The following is a 21,913-nucleotide window of genomic DNA, read 5'->3' as shown; positions in this document are numbered from 1 at the left end:
CAATTTGTTATGTTGAGACAATGAGACTGAATTATTTGCTGGTAACCCTGTTAATGCTCTCCCTGTCCGGCTGTGAGTTTCAGGCCGTGAACTCCCCGTATCCCGACAAAGATGCTGAACAATCGACGCTCTATACTTCATTCTCTTTGCGGCCCAAACACCTGGACCCGGCCCGCTCATACAGTGCCAACGAAATTGCCATTACCGGTCAGATCTACGAACCGCCTTACCAGTATCATTATTTCAAACGGCCCTATGAACTGGAGCCGCTGTCAGCGGCAGCCATGCCTGAAGTCAGTTACCAGGATGCGGATGGTCAGACTGTCCCGGAAAACAGCGATGCGGTGGCCTACAGCGTTTATACCATTCCCATAAAACACGGCATCCATTACCAGCCGCATCCAGCTTTTGTCAGGGATGACAGCGGACAGTTTCTCTATCATAAGCTGGATGACAAAGCGCTGGAAAAAATTGAACAACTCAGTGATTTTGACAAGACCGCCACGCGCGAATTGAACGCCCATGATTATGCTTATCAAATAAAACGTCTGGCGCATCCCGAAATTCACTCTCCGATTCTGGGCTTGATGGGCGAGCATATCGTCGGCCTCAGTGACTATGCCGGCAAGCTCAGGGAGCTGCGCCAATCAGGTGAGAATATTGACCTCAGACAGCATGAGATAGCGGGGGTTGAGGTACTGGATGACTATCAGTACCAGATCAAAGTCCATGGTAAATACCCGCAATTGCGTTTCTGGCTGGCGATGCCGTTTTTTGCGCCGATTCCCTGGGAAGCCGACCATTTTTATCAGCAGCCAGGCCTGATTGATAAAAATATCACTATCGACTGGTATCCGGTCGGCACCGGTCCGTTTTACATGACTGAAAACGATCCCAACCGGCGTATGGTGTTGAGCAAGAACCCCAACTTTCACGGGGAGTTTTATCCCGGCGAGGGGGAGCCGGGTGATGCCGAAGCCGGTTTGCTTAAAGATGCCGGCAAGCCGTTGCCGCTGATTGATGAAATTGTCTTTACGCTGGAGAAGGAAAATACCTCTTACTGGGGTAAGTTTATCCAGGGATATTATGATGTTAGTGGTATTAGCTCAGATAGTTTCGATCAGGCGGTGCAGGTCTCGTCCTCGGGCGAGTTCGGCCTTAGCGATGCGATGAAGGATAAGGGGATTCAGTTGGAAACCGCGGTGGGTACCTCCACTTTCTACATCGGATTCAACATGCTGGATCCGGTGGTTGGTGGTTATAGCGAACAGGCGAAAAAGCTGCGCCGCGCGATCTCCATTGCCATTGATCATGAGGAATATATTTCCATCTTCGCCAATGGCCGCGGTATTCCTGCACAGGGGCCGGTACCACCGGGTATCTTTGGGTATGTTGAAGGTGAGGACGGCATCAATCCCTACACCTACAAATGGGAAAACAAGCAGCCACAGCGGCGTTCCATTGATACTGCCCGTGAGTTGCTGGCCGAAGCCGGTTATCCTCGCGGCCGTCATGCCGAAACCGGTGAACCTTTGGTGCTGTATTTCGATGTGCCGGCCAGCGGCCCCGACAGCAAAGCTCAACTTGACTGGCTACGCAAACAATTCCGCAAGCTGAATCTGCAGCTGGTAATTCGCAGCACTGATTACAACCGTTTCCAGGACAAGATGCGGCGGGGTACGGCGCAGATTTTCCAGTGGGGCTGGAATGCTGATTACCCGGACCCGGAAAATTTCCTGTTTTTGCTCTACGGACCCAACGGCAAGGTCAATACCGGCGGTGAAAATGCCGCTAACTATCAGAATAAAGCGTTCGACCGGCTATTTGAGGAGATGCGGGTGATGCCGAACACCGATGAACGTCAGCGCATTATTCAGCAAATGGCGGATATTGCCCGCGAGGATGCCCCCTGGGTGTGGGGCTTTCACCCGAAGATGTTTACGCTCTATCACGCCTGGAACCACAATGTGAAAGCCAACCTGATGGCCAACAATACGCTCAAGTATCGGCGTATCGATACCGAGCTGCGCCAGGACAAACAACAGCAGTGGAACAAGCCGCTTGCCTGGCCGTTATTGCTGGTCGTGGCCTTGCTCATCATCATGGTATTGCCGGCCGTGGTGGTATACCGGCATAAGAAACACAGACGCCATCAAATTCCTGCTTAACAGTGAGGGCAGATTTTTTCTGTTTGTTTGGGTAAAATAGCGCCTTAAATTATATTGGCTGTACGGAAAGTCTATAGAGGGAGTTAACGCGTGGATCTTGCTACATTACTGGGGCTGGTGATTGCCTGGGGCCTCATTATCGCCACAATCTTGTTGGGCGCTGCAGCCAGTACTTTCATTAACCTGCCCTCGGTAGCGATTGTTATCGGTGGCACTTTTGCCGTCGTGCTGATGCGGTTCACGCTGGGCCAGTTTATTGGCTCTCTGAAAACGGCGACCAAAGCGTTTTTGCACAAATCGGAGTCACCAGAAGAGATCATCGAGCGGGTGGTGGAGCTGGCCAGTATCGCCCGTAAAGAGGGATTGCTGGCGCTGGAGCGGCAGGAAATCAGCAATCCGGTCTTACAAAAAGGCATCAATCTTCTGGTCGATGGCCATGAGCCCGCGGTGGTCAAAAAAGCCCTGCTGACGGAAATGAACGAAACCCTCAACCGCCACAGCCTGGGGCAGCAGATATTCAAGGCCATCGGTGATGCGGCGCCGGCTATGGGCATGATTGGTACTCTGGTGGGCCTGGTGCAAATGCTCAGCAATATGTCCGATCCAAAATCCATCGGCCCGGCCATGGCGGTGGCCTTGCTGACCACCCTGTACGGTGCGATGCTGGCCAATATGTTCGCCTTGCCGATTGCGGATAAACTATCGCTGCGCAGTAATGAAGAGCAGATGAACAAAAACATCATTATCGAGAGTGTGATTGGCATCCAGGAAGGGCAGAACCCTAAAATCCTGGGTGAGATCCTGAAAAACTTTCTGCCGGCTTCCAAGCGTGATGAGGAAGCCGAGCAAGCCGCTGCCTGAACAGCGCCGTTATCGATACTGCTATGTCTGAAACTGCACGGAGAACCAAGCGCGACGCCGAGGGATTGCCGGCTTATATGGCGACCTTCGCCGATTTGATGTCGCTGTTGATGTGTTTCTTTGTCTTGTTGCTGTCTTTTGCCGAGATTGATGCACTCAAATACAAAATGGTGATCAAGTCACTGGAGAATGCCTTCGGTGTGCAGCGCGAAGTGCCGTCCAGTGAAATACCGGAAGGCACCAGTATCATTGCCCAGGAGTTCAGCCCCGGCGAGCCGAAGCCTACGCCACTCAAAGTGGTGAGACAGGATACAATGGATAATAGCCGCCAGGAACTGAAAGTCACGGCAGATGCAGAACAACTGGCACAGCAGCAGGTTCAGCAGGTTGCAGAAGAAACGCAGCAGTTTCGACAGGCGCTGCAAAACGAGATCGAAGAAGGCCTGATCGTGGTGGAAAGCCAGTTCAGCAGAATTGTTATTCGCATCCGCGAAAAGGGCTCGTTTCCCTCTGGGGATGCCAGATTGAACCGGGACTTTATTCCGATTCTGGGCAAGATACATGACGTACTGCTCGAGACCGATGGCCGCATCGCCGTCGCCGGCCATACGGATAATGTGCCTATTAATACCGCTCGCTACCGCTCCAACTGGGAGTTATCGACCTCTCGTGCCACTTCGGTGGTGCATGAACTCTTGGCACCCGAACAAATGGATGCCGAGCGTTTTGTGCTGGAAGGTTATGCTGACACCCGGCCGTTGGTACCCAATGACAGTCCGGCCAACCGTGCTAAAAACCGCCGGGTCGAGATTATCGTGCTTAAATCGCCGGTAGAAGATGAACTGGTACGCTCGATAGATGAGTTAAAACGCGAGCATGACGCTGTCGACAGTGTTATTACCCCGCTTTATGAATAACAGGAGTTAACTATGAAACAGCTTTTGAAAGCCATTGTGCCCTTATCTTTGTTGCTGGTGAGTGCCGTCTCAGCCGCGGCAGACTGGCAAATTGACAATGCCCAGTCACAGCTGAGCTTTATCTCCATCAAAAAAGGGGACGTGGCTGAAGTGCATCGCTTTGGCGAGATTGCCGGCGGGCTGCAACAGGATGGTCAGTTTGAACTCAGCATTGCCCTGGAGAGTGTTAATACCGGTATCCAGATCCGAGACAGCAGAATGCGCTCTTTTTTGTTCAAAACAGCACAGTTTCCACAAGCGACACTGACGGCCAGTTTGTCACCGGAGTTTATCAGCAACCTCACCGTTGGCCAGTCAGAACTGACCATGGTGAATGCTCAGCTTAACCTGCATGACCAGTCACAGCCCCTCAAGCTGGACGTTCGGGTCACCAAGGTCAGTGATTCATCATTACTCGTCATCTCAGCCCAGCCGATAGTGCTCAATGTGGCCGATTATGAACTGACAGAAGGTGTAGAAGAGCTGCGTGAACTTGCTGGCCTGCCCAGCATCAGCCAGGCAGTCCCCGTCAGTTTTTATTTAACATTAAACGCGAAGTAAAGAGGTCATACCGCGTAATGCAAAAGTTTTCAGTTGAAACCGGCGTCGTGATTCCGATGGACAGACCCAATGTGGACACCGATGCCATTATTCCCAAGCAGTTTCTTAAGTCAATCAAACGCACTGGCTTTGGCCCCAACCTGTTTGATGAATGGCGCTATCTTGATCATGGCGAGCCGGGTCAGGATTGCACTAAACGTCCGATCAATCCCGATTTTGAGCTCAATCAGCCACGCTATAAAGACGGTACGATTTTGCTGGCACGGGAAAATTTCGGCTGCGGCTCCAGCCGCGAGCATGCGGTGTGGGCACTGGATGATTTTGGCATCCGGGTGATTATCGCGCCCAGCTTTGCCGATATCTTTTTCAGTAATACCAGTAAGAACGGCATTCTGGCGATCACCCTGGAAGAAAGTGTGATCAACAAGCTGTTTGCCCAGGTAGAGGCGACACCGGGCTATCAACTCAAGGTTGATTTACCGGCGCAGACGATTACACTGCCCGATGGTGAAAATATCCCATTCGAGATAGGCAGCTTCAAAAAACACTGTCTGCTGGAAGGGCTGGATGACATCGGCCTTACCCTGCAGCACACTGATGACATAGAAGCCTACGAAGAAAAACGTAAGCAGGAAGCGCCCTGGCTGTTTTCCTGATTCAAGCTATAGCAAACAGATTAAAGATAATTAGATGACAAAGAAAATTGCAGTTTTGCCCGGCGACGGTATCGGTCCCGAAATTGTTGCCGAGGCAGTGAAAGTCCTGGAACAACTCCGTAAAGAAGGACTGGATATCAGTCTCGACTATGGCCTGGTTGGTGGCGCCGCTTATGATGAGACTGGCACGCCGCTGCCCGGAGCTACACTGGATCTGGCTAAATCTGCCGATGCCATATTGCTGGGCGCTGTCGGGGGCTATAAATGGGAGTCGCTGGATATCAGTGTGCGTCCTGAGAAAGGCCTGCTGGGCCTGCGCAGTGAGCTTAACCTGTTCGCCAACCTGCGTCCCGCCTTGTTGTATCCGCAACTGGCCGGTGCCTCTACGCTCAAACCGGAAGTGGTAGCCGGGCTGGATCTGATGATTGTGCGTGAACTGACCGGGGGTATTTATTTTGGTCAACCGCGCGGTATCCGCACCCTCGACAACGGGGAAAAGCAGGGTTACAACACCCTGGTTTATCGTGAGAGTGAAATCAAACGCATCGGCAAGGTTGCCTTTGATATCGCCGGTAAACGTCAGGGCCGTGTGTGTTCTGTGGATAAGGCAAATGTGCTGGAGTGCACGGAACTGTGGCGTGAAACTATGACAGAATTAGCCCAGGATTACCCACACGTCGATTTGAGTCATATGTACGTTGATAACGCCGCCATGCAACTGGTGCGTGCGCCTAAGCAGTTCGATGTCATGGTGACGACCAATATGTTCGGTGACATTTTGTCTGACTGTGCCTCCATGCTGACCGGTTCTATCGGCATGCTGCCTTCGGCATCGCTGGATGAGAACAGTAAAGGCATGTACGAGCCCATTCATGGCAGTGCACCGGATATCGCCGGTGAGAATATCGCCAATCCACTGGCAACCATTCTGTCAGCGGCAATGATGCTACGCTATACGCTGGATCAGGCTGAGATGGCAGATCGCATTGAAAAAGCGGTTAGCCAGGTGCTTGATGACGGTCTGAGAACGGCGGATATCCATTCTGAGGGCACCACCAAGGTGTCAACATCAGCAATGGGTGACGCGGTTGTCGCCGCTTTGTAAACAAATATGAAAGGTGAAATGTGAGTAAACAAGTAGATGTTGCAGTCGTAGGCGCTACCGGTGCTGTCGGTGAAACCATGCTGGAGATTCTGCACCAGCGCAATTTCCCGGTGGGTAAGGTGTATGCCCTGGCCAGTGAGCGCAGTGCCGGCAGCACAGTTCAGTTTGGTAACAAATCACTGATCGTGGAAAACCTGGCCGAATTTGATTTTTCCAAGGTGCAGGTCGGTCTGTTCTCGCCGGGTGCCAGTGTCTCCGCTGAATACGCCCCCAAAGCAGCCGCAGCCGGTTGTGTGGTGATCGATAACACCTCGCAGTTCCGTTACGATGACGATGTGCCGCTGGTGGTGCCTGAAGTCAATCCCGATGCGGTAGCGGGTTACACCCAGCGCGGTATTATCGCCAACCCCAACTGTTCCACTATCCAGATGATGGTCGCGCTGAAGCCGATTTATGATGCCGTGGGCATTACCCGTCTCAATGTCTGCACTTACCAGGCAGTGTCGGGCTCGGGCAAACCGGCCATGGATGAACTGGCCAAGCAAACCGCTGACTTGCTCAATGGCCGCTCAGTAGAGAGCCATGCCTATCCCAAGCAGATTGCCTTCAATGTGCTGCCGCATATCGATAAATTTATGGATAACGGCTATACCAAAGAAGAAATGAAAATGGTCTGGGAAACCCGCAAAATCATGGGTGATGAAAAGATTCTGGTGAATCCTACTGCAGCCCGGGTACCGGTTTTCTTTGGCCACTCCGAAGCCATTCACATCGAAACCCGCGACAAAATCACCGCCGAGCAGGCGACCGAACTGTTGAGAAAGTCACCTGGCATTGAGGTGCTCGATGACCGTAATGATGGTGGCTACCCGACAGCGGTGACAGAAGCTTCTGGAACCGATCCGGTCTATGTCGGCCGTATCCGTGAAGATATCTCGCATGACAAAGGTTTGAATTTGTGGGTGGTTGCGGATAATGTACGAAAAGGCGCTGCCTTGAACAGCGTTCAGATTGCTGAAGTTCTGGTCGATAAATATCTTTGATCACAGCATAGGGAAAATGAGGGGATGATAATGAAAAAGACTGTCCTGGCCAGTATGGTAGCGGCAACCACGATAGGTTTTCTTTCTCCTCTCACCAGCCATGCCTTCGGGCTCGGCAAGATCGATGTCAAATCGGCACTGAACCAACCGTTCCAGGCGGAAATTCCTATTGCTGCGCTACGGCCTGAGGAAAAAGGCAATCTTGAAGTGCGGATTGCCTCGGAAGAAGAGTTCAACAAAGCCGGCCTTAACCGCAGTATCCTGCTCAGCCAGATGGAGTTCGACATTGTTGAGCGAGGAGGACAGGACCTCATCTTGATCAGCTCCAAGGAGGCGATCAAAGAACCCTTTCTGGATTTTCTGATCAGCGCCACTGCAGGCTCTGGTCTGATGTTGCGGGAATACACGGTGTTACTGGATCCACCAGAGTATGTAATGGCGGAAAGCCGTGGCTTTGTATCCAGCCCGGCGCCAGCCAATACTCAAGCTGCGACATCACCCTCAACAGCCAGTCAGCGTGCTCGAACCTCAACAAGCAGTGGCTTTAGTGGCAACAGCTACAAAGTCACGCGCAGCGATACGCTGTGGCATGTTGCTTTGCAAACCCGTCCTGACAGTGGTGTCAGCGTGCATCAGATGATGATGGCTTTGCTGGAGGAAAACCCCGACAGCTTTGCCAATAATAACGTCAATGGACTCAGGGCCGGGGTGACGTTGCAGGTGCCGGCACGCAGCGATATCACTGCCATGTCGAAAGCGGCTGCACGGCAGGCTTTTGCCGAGCAGAATGAAGCCTGGAAAAACCGTAACCGTCCGGCTACCACGGTGACGCAGCAAACCGAGCCTGACGGCACGGAAACAATCCCAAATACGTCGGCTGAAACAGCCACAGAGCCGCAGCAAATGGCAGAGAATGCGGCGGCTGAATCAGCGCCAGCCGTTGAGCAGGGCGATGCCCGTCTGCAGCTGGTCGCTCCGGAAGAGGAAGTCAGTTCGGAAGATGATGCGGCTCCTAATGTGACCGGTAACGATCAAATCAGCCAACTGACCGAACAACTAACCCTGGCTCAGGAAACTATCGAAGCGCAGGCTCAGGAAAATATCGACTTCGAAGCCCGTATGAACGCGATGGAAGATCAGCTTGAAACCATGCGCAGGCTGATTTCACTCAAAGACGCCGATCTGGCGCGGCTGCAATCTATGCTGGAGGAGGACAACCCGGAGCTGGCTGCAGCTGCCATGGCTGCACTGCAGGATGACAGCGGTGAAACGGCGTCAATGATGGCTGAAAACGAGTCTGAGCCGACCGCACAAGGCGAAGACACACTCGCACAGCTTGATACTGAATCCACCCCTCAGAGCGAGGTTGCCGCCGATAATGATGCTGGCACTGGCTCAAACGATGACACTGGTACCGTGGCTGACGAAGCCAGTGCGGAATCAGCCGTAGCAGACGAAGCCGAAGAGGTGGCAGACACTGACAGCAACAATGGGCCAACAGAAGCAGCATCATCAGGCGCTGAGAAAACTCAGAGCCAGCAGGACGGAATGGTCAATAAAGTCGCTGGCGCGCTGAACCTGGATCAGGCCAAAACACAATCTACCATCGATCAGGGCAAGCAGTTTATTGCTGATAATAAACTACCGCTGGCGCTGGGACTGTTACTGCTTCTGCTGCTTATCTGGTTACTGGTACGCCGCAATAGCCGTGAAGTGACTTGGGATGAAGCGGTCAGGAAACTGGATAAAAATGATCGCAGCACCGACACTGAGTCGCCTGAAGTGGTCGCGCCCGATGAAGCTGATAACGAAGATGCGCCACTGGCAGATGAAGAGCAAGATGATCAGAAGACAGTGGCAGAGCTGGTGGAACAGGCAGATATGTTTGTCGGTTACGCTGACTATGTTCAGGCCCGTTCAGCGTTGGATAAAGCCCGGGGGCTGGAGCCCGCCAACACGCTGGTCGCTTACAAGCTGCTGTTTGTGCTTTACAAGCAGGAGCAGGCAGAAGCCTTTGTAGAACTGGCCGAGCAAACGGATTTCGACCGGGGGTCCTATGAATGGGATGAAGTCAGCCAGTGGGGCAGGGAACTGCTTCCCGGTCATGCCTTATTCGAAAAGCCCACTGAGCCCGAAGCATCAGAAACGTTCGCGGAAACACCGGCGATGACCGATAACGTGACTGAAGAGGCCACGACTGAAGCTGAAGTTGATGATGTGGCCATCAGTGAAGAAGCGGTCACCACGCAAGACAACCACATTGAATTTGAATTCGATGATTTTGCCGACGCAGAGAGACAGGTAGCGTCAGAAGACACTGAAGCCGTTGCCGAAGAAAAAGCAGAAAAAGTCAGCAGCGACAACGAACTGGATGACGATCTGCTGGCATTTGATACCGATTTCGGTCAACGTGAAGAAACGCCCCCGGTTGAGGACGATTCAACTCCGGAACTCGACATCAATGAACAGGCACAGTCGGATCAGATGCTGTCATTTGATGAAGAGCTGCAAGCGAGCGAAGCTGATGACAGTGAGTTTGATGAACCTGAACAGTTCGATCTGTCTACAGACGACGATACCCCGGATCTTGAATTTGATATCGGTGAACTTGATGATATCGACGAAGCTGAGACCAAACTGGATCTGGCCGCGGCCTACGTTGATATGGGCGACCCAGATGGTGCCCGCAGTATCCTCAATGAAGTGCTGGTTGAGGGTAATGACGCCCAGAAAGACCGCGCCAACGACTTGCTCAACACGCTGTCTTAAGCGGTGTTGAGGTGAGGATTGCGCTCGGCGTAGAATATGCCGGAACCGCTTTTTGCGGCTGGCAGTATCAGCCTCATGCCCGCACCGTGCAGGATGAGTTGCAAAAAGCGGTCTCCAGGGTCGCCAACCATCCGGTTGAGGTGTTTGCCGCAGGGCGGACTGATACCGGTGTTCATGCACTGAATCAGGTGGTGCATTTTGATACCCCGTCAGAGCGGGACCAGCGTGGTTGGCTGCTGGGGATTAATGCCAATCTGCCCAAAGACGTCAATGTCAGCTGGGTGAGATCCGTTGATGACGACTTCAATGCCCGTTTCAGTGCTATCAAACGTCGCTATCGCTACTTGATTCTCAACCGTCTCAGTCGCTCGGCAGTGCATCATCAGCGTATGTGGTGGCATCACCATCCTCTGGATATCAGCCGCATGCAGGCTGCCGCCGATCAACTGCATGGCCGCCATGACTTCTCAGCCTTCCGCGCCAGCGAATGTCAGGCGAAAAGCCCGGTCAAAACCCTGGATCTGATTAAAGTCAGCCAACAGCATGACTGCATCGCCGTTGATGTCGAGGCCAGGTCATTTCTGCATCATATGGTCAGGAATCTGGTGGGGGTGATGACCGCTATCGGAGATGGCAGCAAACCGGTGGAATGGGCCGGGCAGGTGCTTCGCAGTGTTGATCGTAGCCAGGGTGGGGTGACGGCGCCGCCGGACGGGCTATACCTGGTCGATGTTGAGTACCCGTCACAATATTCTTTACCAATAGTGTCCGGTTTCCCGGTGCTCTGGTAAAGTATCACGATTGTAACTTTTTTATTTCAACGCTGAATGAGAACCCGTGCCAAAATTTGCGGTATAACGCGCCGCCAAGATGCTGATTTTGCGGCTGAATCCGGGGCTGATGCGATAGGTCTGGTCTTCTATCCGTCCAGTCCGCGTGCGGTGACCATTGCGCAGGCACAGCAAATCGTGGCTGCCTTGCCACCTTTTGTCTCTGTTGTGGCACTGTTTGTTGATCCGGAGCCGCAACAGGTTTCACAGTGTCTTGACGCTTTAGCGGTTGATATAATTCAGTTTCACGGCAATGAGAGTCCGGCTTTTTGCGAGCAATTCGGCAAGCCTTACATCAAGGCTATCCGGATGCAGACAGATACCGAACTGCAGTCGCTGGCGCAGCAATATGCCTCGGCCCGTGGTCTGTTGTTAGACAGTTATCAGCCCGGCGTGCCGGGCGGGACCGGCAAGACTTTTGACTGGTCTTTGATCGCCAAGATCGACAAGCCGGTCATCCTGGCAGGTGGACTCCACGCCGACAATGTACAACAAGCGATCCGACAAGTGCATCCTTTTGCTGTTGATGTCAGCGGCGGCGTTGAGAGTGAAAAGGGTATAAAAAGTCATGACAAGATCAGCGCTTTTATGAGAGAGGTAAGCAATGCTTGAACAGCATATTCATGATTACTTTAAAAATTTCCCCGATAAGCGGGGACATTTCGGCCCATATGGTGGCCGTTTTGTAGGCGAAACCCTGATGGGTGCTATCTACGAGCTGGAACAAGCCTACGAGCAGTATCGTAATGACCCTGAATTTCTGGCTGAGATGGATAAAGATCTCAGCACCTTTGTCGGCAGACCTTCACCTCTCTATCTTGCCGAAAACTGGTCGCAGAAACTGGGTGGGGCACAGATTTATCTCAAGCGCGAAGACCTCAACCACACCGGCGCGCACAAAGTGAACAACACTATCGGTCAGGCTTTGCTGGCCAAACGCATGGGCAAAAACCGCATCATCGCCGAAACCGGTGCCGGACAGCACGGTGTGGCGACGGCCACCGTTGCCGCTCGTCTGGGCATGGAATGCGTGGTCTACATGGGCGCTGAAGACGTTGAACGTCAGGCCCAGAACGTTTACCGGATGAAACTGCTGGGCGCTCAGGTTGTTCCGGTAGAGTCAGGTTCACGCACACTGAAAGACGCGCTCAACGAAGCGCTGCGTGACTGGGTCACCAACGTCGATGATACCTTCTACATTATTGGTACTGTCGCCGGCCCGCATCCTTATCCGGCCATGGTGAGGGACTTCCAGACAGTGATTGGTCGTGAAACCAAACGTCAGATCACTGAAGTGACCGGCAGATTGCCGGATGCCCTGGTGGCCTGTATCGGTGGCGGCTCCAATGCTATTGGCATGTTCCATCCCTTCATTGAGGACGAGTCAGTGGCCATGTACGGCGTTGAAGGTGCCGGTCATGGTATCGATACCGGCGAACACTCGGCACCGCTGTCAGCGGGCAGGCCAGGTGTTTTGCATGGTAACCGTACTTATCTGATGCAGGATGATAACGGTGAGATCATTGAAACTCACTCGATTTCAGCCGGCCTTGACTATCCGGGCGTTGGCCCCGAGCATGCCTGGTTGAAAGATATCGGTCGGGCCACCTATGTGTCGGTCACTGATGATGAAGCTCTGGCGGCTTTTCATGAATTGACCCGCACTGAAGGCATTATTCCTGCACTGGAGTCCAGCCACGCACTGGCCTATGTCAGCAAGCTGGCACCTACGATGTCAGCCGAGCAGTCGATCGTTATCAACCTGTCCGGTCGTGGAGACAAGGACATGCACACCGTCGCCGCAATGGCTGGCCTGAAATTCTAAGGGAGCAACAATGAGTCGAATAAGCCAGTGTTTTGAAAATCTGAAAGCTGATGGTCAGACTGCGCTGATCCCTTACGTAACCGCCGGTGATCCCGAGCCCTGGGTGACCGTGCCTTTGCTGCACGCGCTGGTTGATGCCGGGGCCGATATCATCGAACTGGGTATTCCGTTTTCAGATCCTATGTGTGACGGCCCGGTGATTCAAAAGGCCTGTGAAAGAGCTTTAAAAAACGATGTCAGCATCCGTCATGTGCTGAAAATGGTGAAGCAGTTCCGCGAAAAGAACAGCCACACGCCGATTGTGTTGATGGGCTATGCTAATCCGATTGAAGCCATGGGTTACGGCAACTTCGCCGAGCAGGCCAAAGAGGCCGGCGTTGATGGCGTGTTGACTGTGGATGTGCCGCCGGAAGAGTCTGATGAGTTCCGTGAGATCATGGATCAGAACGAGATCGATACTATCTACCTGGTAGCGCCGACCACGTCAGCTGAGCGCATGCAGACGATTGCCAGTTTTGCCCGCGGATTTATTTATTATGTGTCCATCAAAGGGGTGACCGGTGCAGCGGCTTTAGATGTCAGTGAAGTCTCCGGTAAACTTAGCCAGTTGCGCGAAAAAACCAAGCTGCCGGTGGGCGTAGGTTTCGGTATCCGTGATGGCAAGTCGGCAGCCGAAGTATCAGAAGTCGCTGATGCTGTTGTTGTCGGCAGTACACTGGTTCGCTGCATCGAAGAACATGCTGACCGGCTGGATGAATTACCCGCTGCTGTCGCGGGTTTACTGGCTGAAATGCGTCACGCGATTAACGCCCGTGACCTGGCCAGTGCCTGAATAGAATTGAAGGTGAAAAAATGAGTTGGTTTGAAAGATTAATCCCCTCCAAGATCCGCACCACTGCGCGTAGCCGGTCGGTGCCTGAAGGCGTCTGGTGCAAGTGCCCGAACTGTGACAGCGTGCTCTACCGCGCTGAGCTTGAGCGCAACCTGATGGTTTGCCCTAAATGTGAACATCATCAGCGTCTCAATGCGCGTATCCGTCTGCAACATTTTCTGGATGAAGAAGAACGTCAGGAGATTGCAGCCGAGGTCAAACCGGTTGATACCCTGAAGTTCAAAGACAGCAAACGCTACCGTGACCGTATCAGTCAGGCACAGAAAAAAACCGGTGAAAACGATGCCTTGATTGCCATGCAGGGCAAGCTGAATGGCCTGCCAGTAGTCGCTGTCGCTTTTGATTTCAGCTACATGGGCGGCTCCATGGGCTCTGTGGTGGGCGAAAAGTTCGTCCGTGCAGCTCAGGTCGCGCTTAAGCATGATATCCCGCTGATTTGTTTTTCTGCCAGTGGCGGCGCGCGTATGCAGGAAGGCCTGTTTTCGCTGATGCAAATGGCTAAAACCAGCGCCATCCTGACCCAATTGGGCGATGCCGGTATCCCGTTTATTTCGGTAATGACCGACCCCACCATGGGCGGCGTATCGGCCAGTCTGGCCATGCTGGGTGATATTAACGTTGCCGAGCCCAATGCATTGATCGGCTTCGCCGGTCCCCGTGTCATCGAGCAAACCGTACGGGAAACGCTACCCGAAGGTTTCCAGCGGGCAGAATTTCTGCTGGAGCATGGCGCGGTGGACATGATTGTCGATCGCCGTGATATGCGTGATCGCCTGACCAATGTGTTGTCTATGCTGCAAAAACGTGCAGCAGTCTGATTAGACATCAATGCGCTTCACATCTTTGTCGCAATGGCTGACGTGGCAGGAACAGCTGCATTTTCGTGACATTGATCCGGGCCTGGAGCGGGTCGGCGCAGTCTGGCAACGGATGGGAGGCGCGACACAGCTACCTTTCAAGCTGATCACCGTGGCGGGTACCAACGGTAAAGGATCTTCGGTAGCGATCAGTGCCGCGATTTTACAGGCCGCAGGCTACAAGACGGCAACTTATACCTCTCCGCATTTGCTGCGCTATAACGAGCGGATCTGCATTGATAATCAGCCGGCAACTGATGAAGCAATCTGCGAGGCTTTCCAGCGTATTGACGATGCCCGCGGTGATATTTCGCTGACTTATTTTGAGTTTGCGACTCTGGCTGCGGTCGATATTTTCTGTCGCGCCGACGTGGATGTCGCGGTACTGGAAGTCGGCATGGGTGGTCGTCTGGATGCCGTCAACCTGTTTGACACCGATGTTGCGTTGATCACTCCGATTGGCCTCGATCATATGGCCTGGCTGGGTGATAACCGGGAGCAAATCGGCTTTGAAAAAGCCGGTATCATCCGCGCTGACAAACCACTGGTGTGCTCGGAAACCCAGCCACCGGATACCGTTCTGGCGTATGCCCGTGAGATGGGCACACCGGTCTATCTCAATGGTGAACACTTTAACTACCAGTCACAGGCGGACCATTGGTCCTGGCAGGGCCTAGGTGCCGAGCTTAAACAATTACCGTTACCGGTGCTGGCAGGCAAGTATCAGTTGCAAAACAGTGCGGCGGTGATAGCCGTCTGCCAATTGCTTAATCAGCAAGGACTCATTATCAGCGATCAGGCTATTGGTCAGGGATTGACGCAGATCCGGCTTTATGGCCGCTTCCAGGTTATTCCGGGCCCGGTTACGCGGATCCTGGATGTCACTCATAATCAGCAGGGCGCGGATAATCTCAGCGCCTTGTTAAAAGCCTCACAGACGACAGGTAAAACCTATGCTGTGCTGGCCATGCTGCGTGATAAGGATTGCCAGTCGGTGGCCAGCAAGCTCGACGCCGTGATTGACTACTGGTTTCTGGCGGGGCTTGATGGTAATCGGGGCATGAGCGGTGAAACCCTGGCGGAAAACCTGACGCCCGTGGTGGGCAAGGATAAACTGGCTAGTTATGAGCAGGTTGATGATGCCTATCATGCTGCCATGGCGGCTGCCTCAACAGGTGACCGGATTCTGATTTTCGGCTCTTTCCACACCATTGAAGCTGCAATGCGGCTGATGCCCGAATCGCAACAGGCACCGGTTTCTCAAGCAAGCTAAACAGCCCCTAGCTCTGATACATCTTTCTGATATCGTCCTTGTGGTGTTCCAGCACCTTAGGTCGTTTGACTTTCATCGTCGGTGTTAACAGCCCGTTATCTATGGTCCAGGGTTCCAGTGTCAGGCTGACCCGACGGATTTTGGCGTAAGCAGGGAAGTCATGTAACAGGCCACGCAGCTTCTGAATCACATATTGCTGCAGCTTTTTATTATTAAGACTGGCATTATCCATCGCATCCAGCTCCAGCTCACGGGCCAGACTGAACCACTTGTCGCTGTTTAGAACCAGCAGGGCAGACAAATAGGATTCCCCTTCGCCGATCACCATCGCCTGTTCGAACGTCTCATCAGACTGAATGGTGTTCTCGATATCGGCCGGTGGGACTTTCTCGCCGTTACTCAGCACCAGGATGTCCTTAATACGCCCTGTGATGAAGATATGACCACTGTCATCAATGCGGGCCTGATCACCGGTATGAAGCCAGCCTTCGGCATCAATGCTTTGTGCTGTGGCTTTGTGATTGTTCCAATAGCCTAGCATATTCCCCGGGCCGCGAGCCAGTAGCTCATCGTTATCACCCACCTTGACCGCCACGCCGGGAATCGCACGGCCGACACTGGCAGGGACATTGTTATCGGGTTCGTTGACGCTGATCACCGGGCTGGTCTCAGTCAGGCCATAGCCCTGTAACAGGTTGAGCCCCAGTCCGATAAACAGTCTGGAAGCCTGTTCCGGCAACGGCGCGCCGCCACTCACGGCCAGCCTGAGGCGGCCCCCCATGCGCTGTAATACTTTGGCAGCTACCAGTTTGTTTAACAGCGGCAACAACAGGAAACCCGGCCGCCAGCGCTGGCGACCCTGACGGTAATGAAAATGCGCCCAGCCAATATTCACGTTGGCTTTGAATAATAAGCGGCTCAGCATGCCTTTATCGGCCAGTTGTGCCTGCAAACGGGTATAAATACGCTCGAAGATTCGAGGTACGGCAATCAAGATGGTAGGCCGGACCAGGCGAATATCATCAGCCAGTTGCGGAATACCCCGGGAGTAAGCCACGCTGGCGCCTGCCATGATGGGCAGGTAATAACCGGCAGTGCGTTCCAGGGTATGTGATAAAGGCAGAAAAGACAGAAACAGATCGTCAGGCAGAATATCAAAGTACTGCAGAGAACCGGCTGCCACCGACAACATATTGTGATGGCTGAGCATGACGCCTTTTGGTCTGCCGGTGGTGCCCGAGGTATAGATTATTGATGCCAGTTGGTGCGGATCGGCATCCCAGTCACGCAGTGTGCCAGGTTCCGTCGACAGCCAGTCCTGCAAATAAACTGCTGTGCCATCAAGCGTGTCGTCATCCCTGTTCTGGATGATGACGCGGCTCAGGCGGTGATTATCATTCAATGAGGGTTGCAGGCGTTTCCATTGATTGGTGTTGTGCAGCAACAGACATTTCACGTCAGCATCCTGCAGGATGTAGGCGACATTATCTGGTCGGTCGTCGGGGTAAAGGGGCACAACCACAAGACCCAGACCCATTGCCGCCTGATCGAAAAACACCCAGTCCCGGCAGTTTCTCAGGTTCAGTGCCACCCGGTCACCGGGTTGCAGATCCTCGTTGGCCAGTGCGGCTTGCCAGCGGGCCACATGCTGGCCTACCTCATGCCAGGTGGTGCCAACCCAGTCCTTTGTTTCTGGGGAGTAGCTTTGGTAGGCAATCTGGTCGGGTGAGCGTGACAAGCGCTCGCGAAACAGGCCGTATAGCGTGCCTGCCTGCTCTGCAGATATGTAATCCGTGTCTTTATTCATAAGCCTACATCAGCCAGCGAAGCTGAAGCCCGATAATATCAACGCTGGCCTCATAATCACCTTTCAGATTATAACGCCCGGCTTCATCGGTTTCGTCGATATTGGGATCGTCCATAAACAAATGTGCGTAGGCGGCATCAATGACGATGTTGTCTGAGTAATGGTAACTGGCACCGAAAGATACCCATTTGCGGTCCGTCCCCGGAATGCGTGCAGTACGGCGCTGGCTGCTGGGAACCGGGCTCTCGTCATAAGCCACACCGGTGCGGAATGACCACTGATTATTGTGTTTATAGCTCAGCCCCAGACCGTAGCGCATGCTGTTTTCCCACTCTTCTGGCTTGATTGACGATAACTGGCCGCCATCGGACTTGATATTTAATTCCTGAAAGCGGTTCCAGCGTGTCAGCGTGGCATCGGCAGACACAGCCCATTGACTGTTGAGTTGGTGATGAAATGCCAGTGACAGGGTTTCCGGCAAATCGACATCGGCTTCGACATTGTCATCTACCACCGTATTGCCATCAGCGTCCTTGAGCGTGCCATCACCCTCCAGGGTGTGGGATATTTTGGAGCGGAATGCCAGACCGATGCGGGTGTCTTCAGTGGCCTGGTAGATCAGGCCCAGGTTATAACCATAGCCCCAGTCATCGGCGCCGAGTTTGACTTTGCCATCGGCCGCTTGTGGAGCCATTTGTCTGGCACCCAGATCGGCCATTTGAGTGAGTTTGACATCAATGTACTGGGCGCTGACGCCAAAGCCCAGCGACAGCTTGTCGGTAGCCTGAATGGCAATCGTCGGGTTGAAGTTGACGGTCAGCATTTCCGATTTCACGGCAAAGTAGCGGCCAACCCAGTCATCTTTATATTCGGTTTTCAGGCCGAAGGGGGCGGTGATGCCAAATCCCAGGCTGACTTTGTCATTGACCGGATGACTGATAAAGAAGTTGGGCACAAAGGCTTCGGTACCCGCATCACCGCCATCCCCACCTGTCAGTGGTTGGCCGACAAACCCGCCGCCTCCCAGGTTGGCGACACTTGAACCATCATTATTGAACTCAGATTGCGGTTTGATGTAATTCAAACCCATATCAATTTCTGTGCGATCCAGATAGGTGAGTCCCGCGGGGTTAAAGAAGATGGTACTGGCATCCTCTGCTACGGCGGCACTGCCGGCGAAGGCTCGGCCCAGGTTGGTCACGCTTTGTTCCTGAATCGCAAAGCCTGCCGCTGAGGCGGTTGAGCTGGCCGAAGCGAGCAGGGTGAGAACAGAAATGTTTTTGAGTTTAGAGTTCATAGTCAATCACTTGCGCCGTATTCTTAAGTCAGGGTCTAAAGTATCCTAAGCGATCTGAAGACGCAAGTTTTGTGACTACAAATTTATTACAGTCGTTTGAACAACAGATCCCAAACCCCGTGACCCAGCCGGTGACCACGTTGTTCGAATTTAGTGACCGGCCGGTAATCCGGGCGGTCGATATAGCCGGAATCCTTGCTGCAGTTCTGGAAACGCGGGTTACCACTGACATCACTGAGCATTTGCTCGGCATAATCCTGCCAGTCGGTCGCAAGGTGAAGGTGACCACCATGCTTGAGTTTGTCAGCCAGCACATTAACGAAATGCGGTTGAATAATGCGGCGTTTGTGATGGCGCTTTTTATGCCAGGGATCAGGGAAATAAATCTGAATACGATCCAGGCTCTGATCGGCAATGCGATGTTTGAGCAGTTCTACGGCATCAGTACAGGCCACGCGGACATTGCTCAGTTCTTCGGTTTGAATGGCCTTGAGCAACTGGCCGACACCGGGGCGGTGCACTTCAATACCGATAAAATCCTGCTGGGGCTGATTTTTCGCCATTTCTGCCAATGAGGCGCCGTTACCAAAGCCGATTTCCAACACCCTGGGCGCATCGCGTCCGAATAATTGCTCGAGTTGAAGCGGATCGTGATTGTCATCAATACCAAATTGCGGCCAGAGTTGATCAAGGGCTTTCTGCTGGCCGGGGGTAAGCCTGCCTTCGCGGCGCACAAAACTGCGGATTGGGCGTTTAGCCATGGAGTCAGTCATGATATGCAATATCCTGAACTTAAAGCTGATGAAAGCGCCCGATCATACCGGAATGCTGGTGCAGAGGCATATTTACCGACTGCTTGTCAGACTTTTCTGGCGCGGTTAGGATGCAATTATAAAAAGATCAAAACCATGCAAGCATTCGGAGTTGGTCGGAGACGAGGCAAACCGGCACAATGAGACGCCTTATTATGCCTGTCTGAGGCTTGGCCTGATATGGCCTAATTAGCCGCAACAGCCCGTTTTTACTGACTTTGCAGGCCAGTTAGCGTAATCCTGACTGAATTCTCCGTATCCCAAAGCCTCGCTTTCGGGGTATAATGGTGGGTCTTTAAACGAAAATCTTCAGGGCAATTCCGAGCCCGACAATCCTTTGCATTTTCAGGCAAAGCATTAAAGAGAGAAGGAAACTATGGTTCATCCAGTATTAGAAGCCGTCACTAATGACGTAATCGAAAGAAGCAAAAAAACGCGGTCCACTTACCTGGCGCGGATCGATGAAGCGGTGGGTAAAGGTCCTCATCGTGCTGTATTGGGATGCGGCAACCTGGCACATGGTTTCGCCGCCTGCTCCATGACCGATAAAGATAATCTGGCTGGTGATCAGGTTGCGAATATCGCCATCATTTCCTCTTACAACGATATGTTGTCGGCGCACGAGCCATTCAAGGACTTCCCGGCCATCATTAAAGAAGCGGCCCACGAAGCCGGAGGTGTTGCCCAGTTTGCCGGTGGTGTGCCCGCCATGTGTGACGGTATTACCCAGGGTCAGCCGGGTATGGAACTGTCACTGTTCAGCCGTGACGTGATTGCCATGGCGACCGCTGTTGGCCTCAGCCACAACATGTTCGATGCTGCCATGTATCTGGGCGTATGCGACAAAATCGTTCCGGGCCTGCTGATTGGCGCCCTGAGTTTCGGTCATTTGCCAGCCGTGTTTGTACCAGCCGGTCCGATGCCGAGTGGTATGCCCAATAAAGAAAAAGTGCGTATCCGTCAGCTTTACGCGGAAGGCAAAGTGGGTCGTGATGAACTGCTGCGTGCTGAGTCCGAGTCTTACCACAGCCCGGGTACCTGTACTTTCTACGGTACCGCCAACAGTAACCAGATGATGGTGGAAATGATGGGGCTGCACCTGCCGGGCAGTTCTTTCATCAACCCTAACACGCCACTGCGTGATGCGCTGACCAAGAAAGCCACCGAGCAGGCACTGAAATTCACCTCACTGGGTGACGATTTCCGTCCGATCGGCCATATGGTTAATGAAAAAGCCATCCTCAATGCGCTGGTCGGTTTGCTGGCCACTGGTGGCTCTACCAACCACACCATGCACCTAGTCGCCATAGCCCGTGCAGCCGGCATCATTATCAACTGGGATGACTTTGACCGTCTGTCTGCGATTATTCCGCTGATTACCCGCATCTATCCCAACGGCACTGCTGATATCAACCACTTCCAGGCCGCTGGTGGCATGGGCGTACTGATCCGAGAGCTGTCCAAACACGGTCTGATGCACACCGATATTCTGACTGTTGGTGATGACAAAGGGATGGAGCAGTACACCAAAGAGCCAACCCTGAAAGGTGGTGACCTGAGCTGGGAAGAAGGACCGGAAGCCTCACTGGATACCGACGTAGTGGGTACTGTAGAGAAACCTTTCGCAACCGGTGGCGGCCTGCATCTTATCAAGGGCAATCTGGGCCGCGGCATGTCGAAAATCTCGGCTGTTGACCCCGAGCATCAGGTGGTGGAAGCACCAGCGATGGTGTTTGATAACCAGGATCATGTGGTTGAAGCCTTCAAACGCGGTGAAATGAATAAAGACGTCATCGTTGTGTTGCGCTTCCAGGGACCAAAATCCAACGGTATGCCGGAGTTGCATAAACTGACACCGCCACTGGGCGTATTGCAGGACAAAGGTTATAAAGTGGCGCTGGTCACTGATGGCCGTATGTCCGGTGCATCAGGTAAGGTACCGTCAGCGATTCACTTGTGGCCTGAATGTGCTGATGGCAGCCTGATGACCAAAATACGTGACGGTGACATGATTCGCCTGGATACCCAGAAGGGTGAACTGAACGTAATGGTAGACGAAGCAGAGCTGAACTCGCGCATGGCCTGTGTGATGGCCAATACGGAACACCATTATGGTATGGGCCGTGAGCTGTTTGACAGCTTCCGTCAGGGCGTCTCGACTTCTGAGACCGGTGCCATCAACATGTTCAACGTCGAATAAC

18 protein-coding genes are annotated in these 21,913 nt (G+C 53.2%); 15 read left to right on the top strand and 3 right to left on the bottom strand.

Going from position 1 to position 21,913, the window contains the following annotated elements; translation table 11 throughout:
• Positions 1–20: 20 nt before the first annotated feature.
• The 14 genes from Q0X64_RS09360 to folC all read left to right on the top strand — a co-directional run bounded on the left by Q0X64_RS09360 (position 21) and on the right by folC (position 15,796).
• Positions 21–2,168, top strand: coding sequence for an ABC transporter substrate-binding protein (locus Q0X64_RS09360; protein WP_297811819.1), 2,148 nt, complete (start codon positions 21–23; stop codon positions 2,166–2,168).
• A gap of 90 nt (positions 2,169–2,258) precedes the next feature.
• Positions 2,259–3,029: a flagellar motor protein PomA gene (gene pomA / locus Q0X64_RS09355; protein WP_297811816.1), complete on the top strand. Its 771-nt coding sequence runs from the start codon at positions 2,259–2,261 to the stop codon at positions 3,027–3,029.
• 23 nt (positions 3,030–3,052) lie between these two features.
• Positions 3,053–3,946, top strand: coding sequence for a flagellar motor protein MotB (locus tag Q0X64_RS09350; protein ID WP_297811813.1), 894 nt, complete (start codon positions 3,053–3,055; stop codon positions 3,944–3,946).
• 12 nt (positions 3,947–3,958) lie between these two features.
• On the top strand, positions 3,959–4,546 hold the full coding sequence (locus tag Q0X64_RS09345; protein ID WP_297811810.1) for a YceI family protein: 588 nt from the start codon (positions 3,959–3,961) through the stop codon (positions 4,544–4,546).
• Between the two features lie 17 nt (positions 4,547–4,563).
• Complete coding sequence (gene leuD, locus Q0X64_RS09340) at positions 4,564–5,202, top strand: 3-isopropylmalate dehydratase small subunit (RefSeq protein ID WP_297811808.1); 639 nt, start codon at positions 4,564–4,566, stop codon at positions 5,200–5,202.
• A 34-nt stretch (positions 5,203–5,236) separates the two neighbouring features.
• Positions 5,237–6,307 (top strand): 3-isopropylmalate dehydrogenase, encoded by a 1,071-nt coding sequence (leuB, locus tag Q0X64_RS09335; RefSeq protein WP_297811806.1) that lies wholly within the window; start codon positions 5,237–5,239, stop codon positions 6,305–6,307.
• A 20-nt stretch (positions 6,308–6,327) separates the two neighbouring features.
• Positions 6,328–7,350, top strand: coding sequence for an aspartate-semialdehyde dehydrogenase (locus tag Q0X64_RS09330; RefSeq protein ID WP_297811803.1), 1,023 nt, complete (start codon positions 6,328–6,330; stop codon positions 7,348–7,350).
• Between the two features lie 30 nt (positions 7,351–7,380).
• Entirely contained in the window at positions 7,381–10,119 is a 2,739-nt protein-coding gene (locus tag Q0X64_RS09325; RefSeq protein WP_297811800.1) for a FimV/HubP family polar landmark protein, read from the top strand.
• An 11-nt stretch (positions 10,120–10,130) separates the two neighbouring features.
• Entirely contained in the window at positions 10,131–10,910 is a 780-nt protein-coding gene (gene truA / locus Q0X64_RS09320; RefSeq protein ID WP_297811797.1) for a tRNA pseudouridine(38-40) synthase TruA, read from the top strand.
• Between the two features lie 36 nt (positions 10,911–10,946).
• Positions 10,947–11,561, top strand: a complete 615-nt coding sequence (locus Q0X64_RS09315) for a phosphoribosylanthranilate isomerase (RefSeq protein WP_297811794.1) — start codon at positions 10,947–10,949, stop codon at positions 11,559–11,561.
• Positions 11,554–12,774 carry a tryptophan synthase subunit beta gene (gene trpB, locus Q0X64_RS09310; RefSeq protein ID WP_297811790.1) on the top strand — a complete coding sequence of 407 codons (1,221 nt, stop codon included), beginning with the start codon at positions 11,554–11,556 and terminating at the stop codon, positions 12,772–12,774. Before Q0X64_RS09315 ends, trpB begins: the two co-directional genes overlap by 8 nt.
• 10 nt (positions 12,775–12,784) lie before the next feature.
• Positions 12,785–13,606, top strand: coding sequence for a tryptophan synthase subunit alpha (gene trpA / locus Q0X64_RS09305; protein ID WP_297811787.1), 822 nt, complete (start codon positions 12,785–12,787; stop codon positions 13,604–13,606).
• 20 nt (positions 13,607–13,626) lie between these two features.
• Positions 13,627–14,484, top strand: a complete 858-nt coding sequence (accD, locus tag Q0X64_RS09300) for an acetyl-CoA carboxylase, carboxyltransferase subunit beta (RefSeq protein WP_297811784.1) — start codon at positions 13,627–13,629, stop codon at positions 14,482–14,484.
• A 10-nt stretch (positions 14,485–14,494) separates the two neighbouring features.
• On the top strand, positions 14,495–15,796 hold the full coding sequence (gene folC, locus Q0X64_RS09295) for a bifunctional tetrahydrofolate synthase/dihydrofolate synthase (protein ID WP_297811781.1): 1,302 nt from the start codon (positions 14,495–14,497) through the stop codon (positions 15,794–15,796).
• Positions 15,797–15,803: 7 nt separating this feature from the next.
• Here folC and Q0X64_RS09290 read toward each other — a convergent pair whose 3' ends face one another.
• The 3 genes from Q0X64_RS09290 to trmB all read right to left on the bottom strand — a co-directional run bounded on the left by Q0X64_RS09290 (position 15,804) and on the right by trmB (position 19,661).
• On the bottom strand, positions 15,804–17,603 hold the full coding sequence (locus tag Q0X64_RS09290; protein WP_297811777.1) for an AMP-dependent synthetase/ligase: 1,800 nt from the start codon (positions 17,601–17,603) through the stop codon (positions 15,804–15,806).
• A gap of 4 nt (positions 17,604–17,607) precedes the next feature.
• The gene (locus Q0X64_RS09285; protein ID WP_297811774.1) at positions 17,608–18,900 is read right to left on the bottom strand and encodes an outer membrane protein transport protein; all 1,293 of its coding nucleotides are present in this window, start codon (positions 18,898–18,900) and stop codon (positions 17,608–17,610) included.
• 86 nt (positions 18,901–18,986) lie between these two features.
• On the bottom strand, positions 18,987–19,661 hold the full coding sequence (gene trmB, locus Q0X64_RS09280) for a tRNA (guanosine(46)-N7)-methyltransferase TrmB (protein WP_297811771.1): 675 nt from the start codon (positions 19,659–19,661) through the stop codon (positions 18,987–18,989).
• Positions 19,662–20,088: 427 nt separating this feature from the next.
• Here trmB and edd point away from each other — a divergent pair, with 427 nt between their 5' ends.
• Complete coding sequence (gene edd, locus Q0X64_RS09275; protein WP_297811769.1) at positions 20,089–21,912, top strand: phosphogluconate dehydratase; 1,824 nt, start codon at positions 20,089–20,091, stop codon at positions 21,910–21,912.
• Position 21,913 lies beyond the last annotated feature (1 nt).

Source organism: uncultured Methylophaga sp. (assembly GCF_947259025.1).
In the GTDB taxonomy this organism is placed as follows: domain Bacteria; phylum Pseudomonadota; class Gammaproteobacteria; order Nitrosococcales; family Methylophagaceae; genus Methylophaga.
The sequence above is the reverse complement of the archived record's forward strand: the minus strand, read 5'-3'. Positions and strand labels throughout refer to the sequence as shown.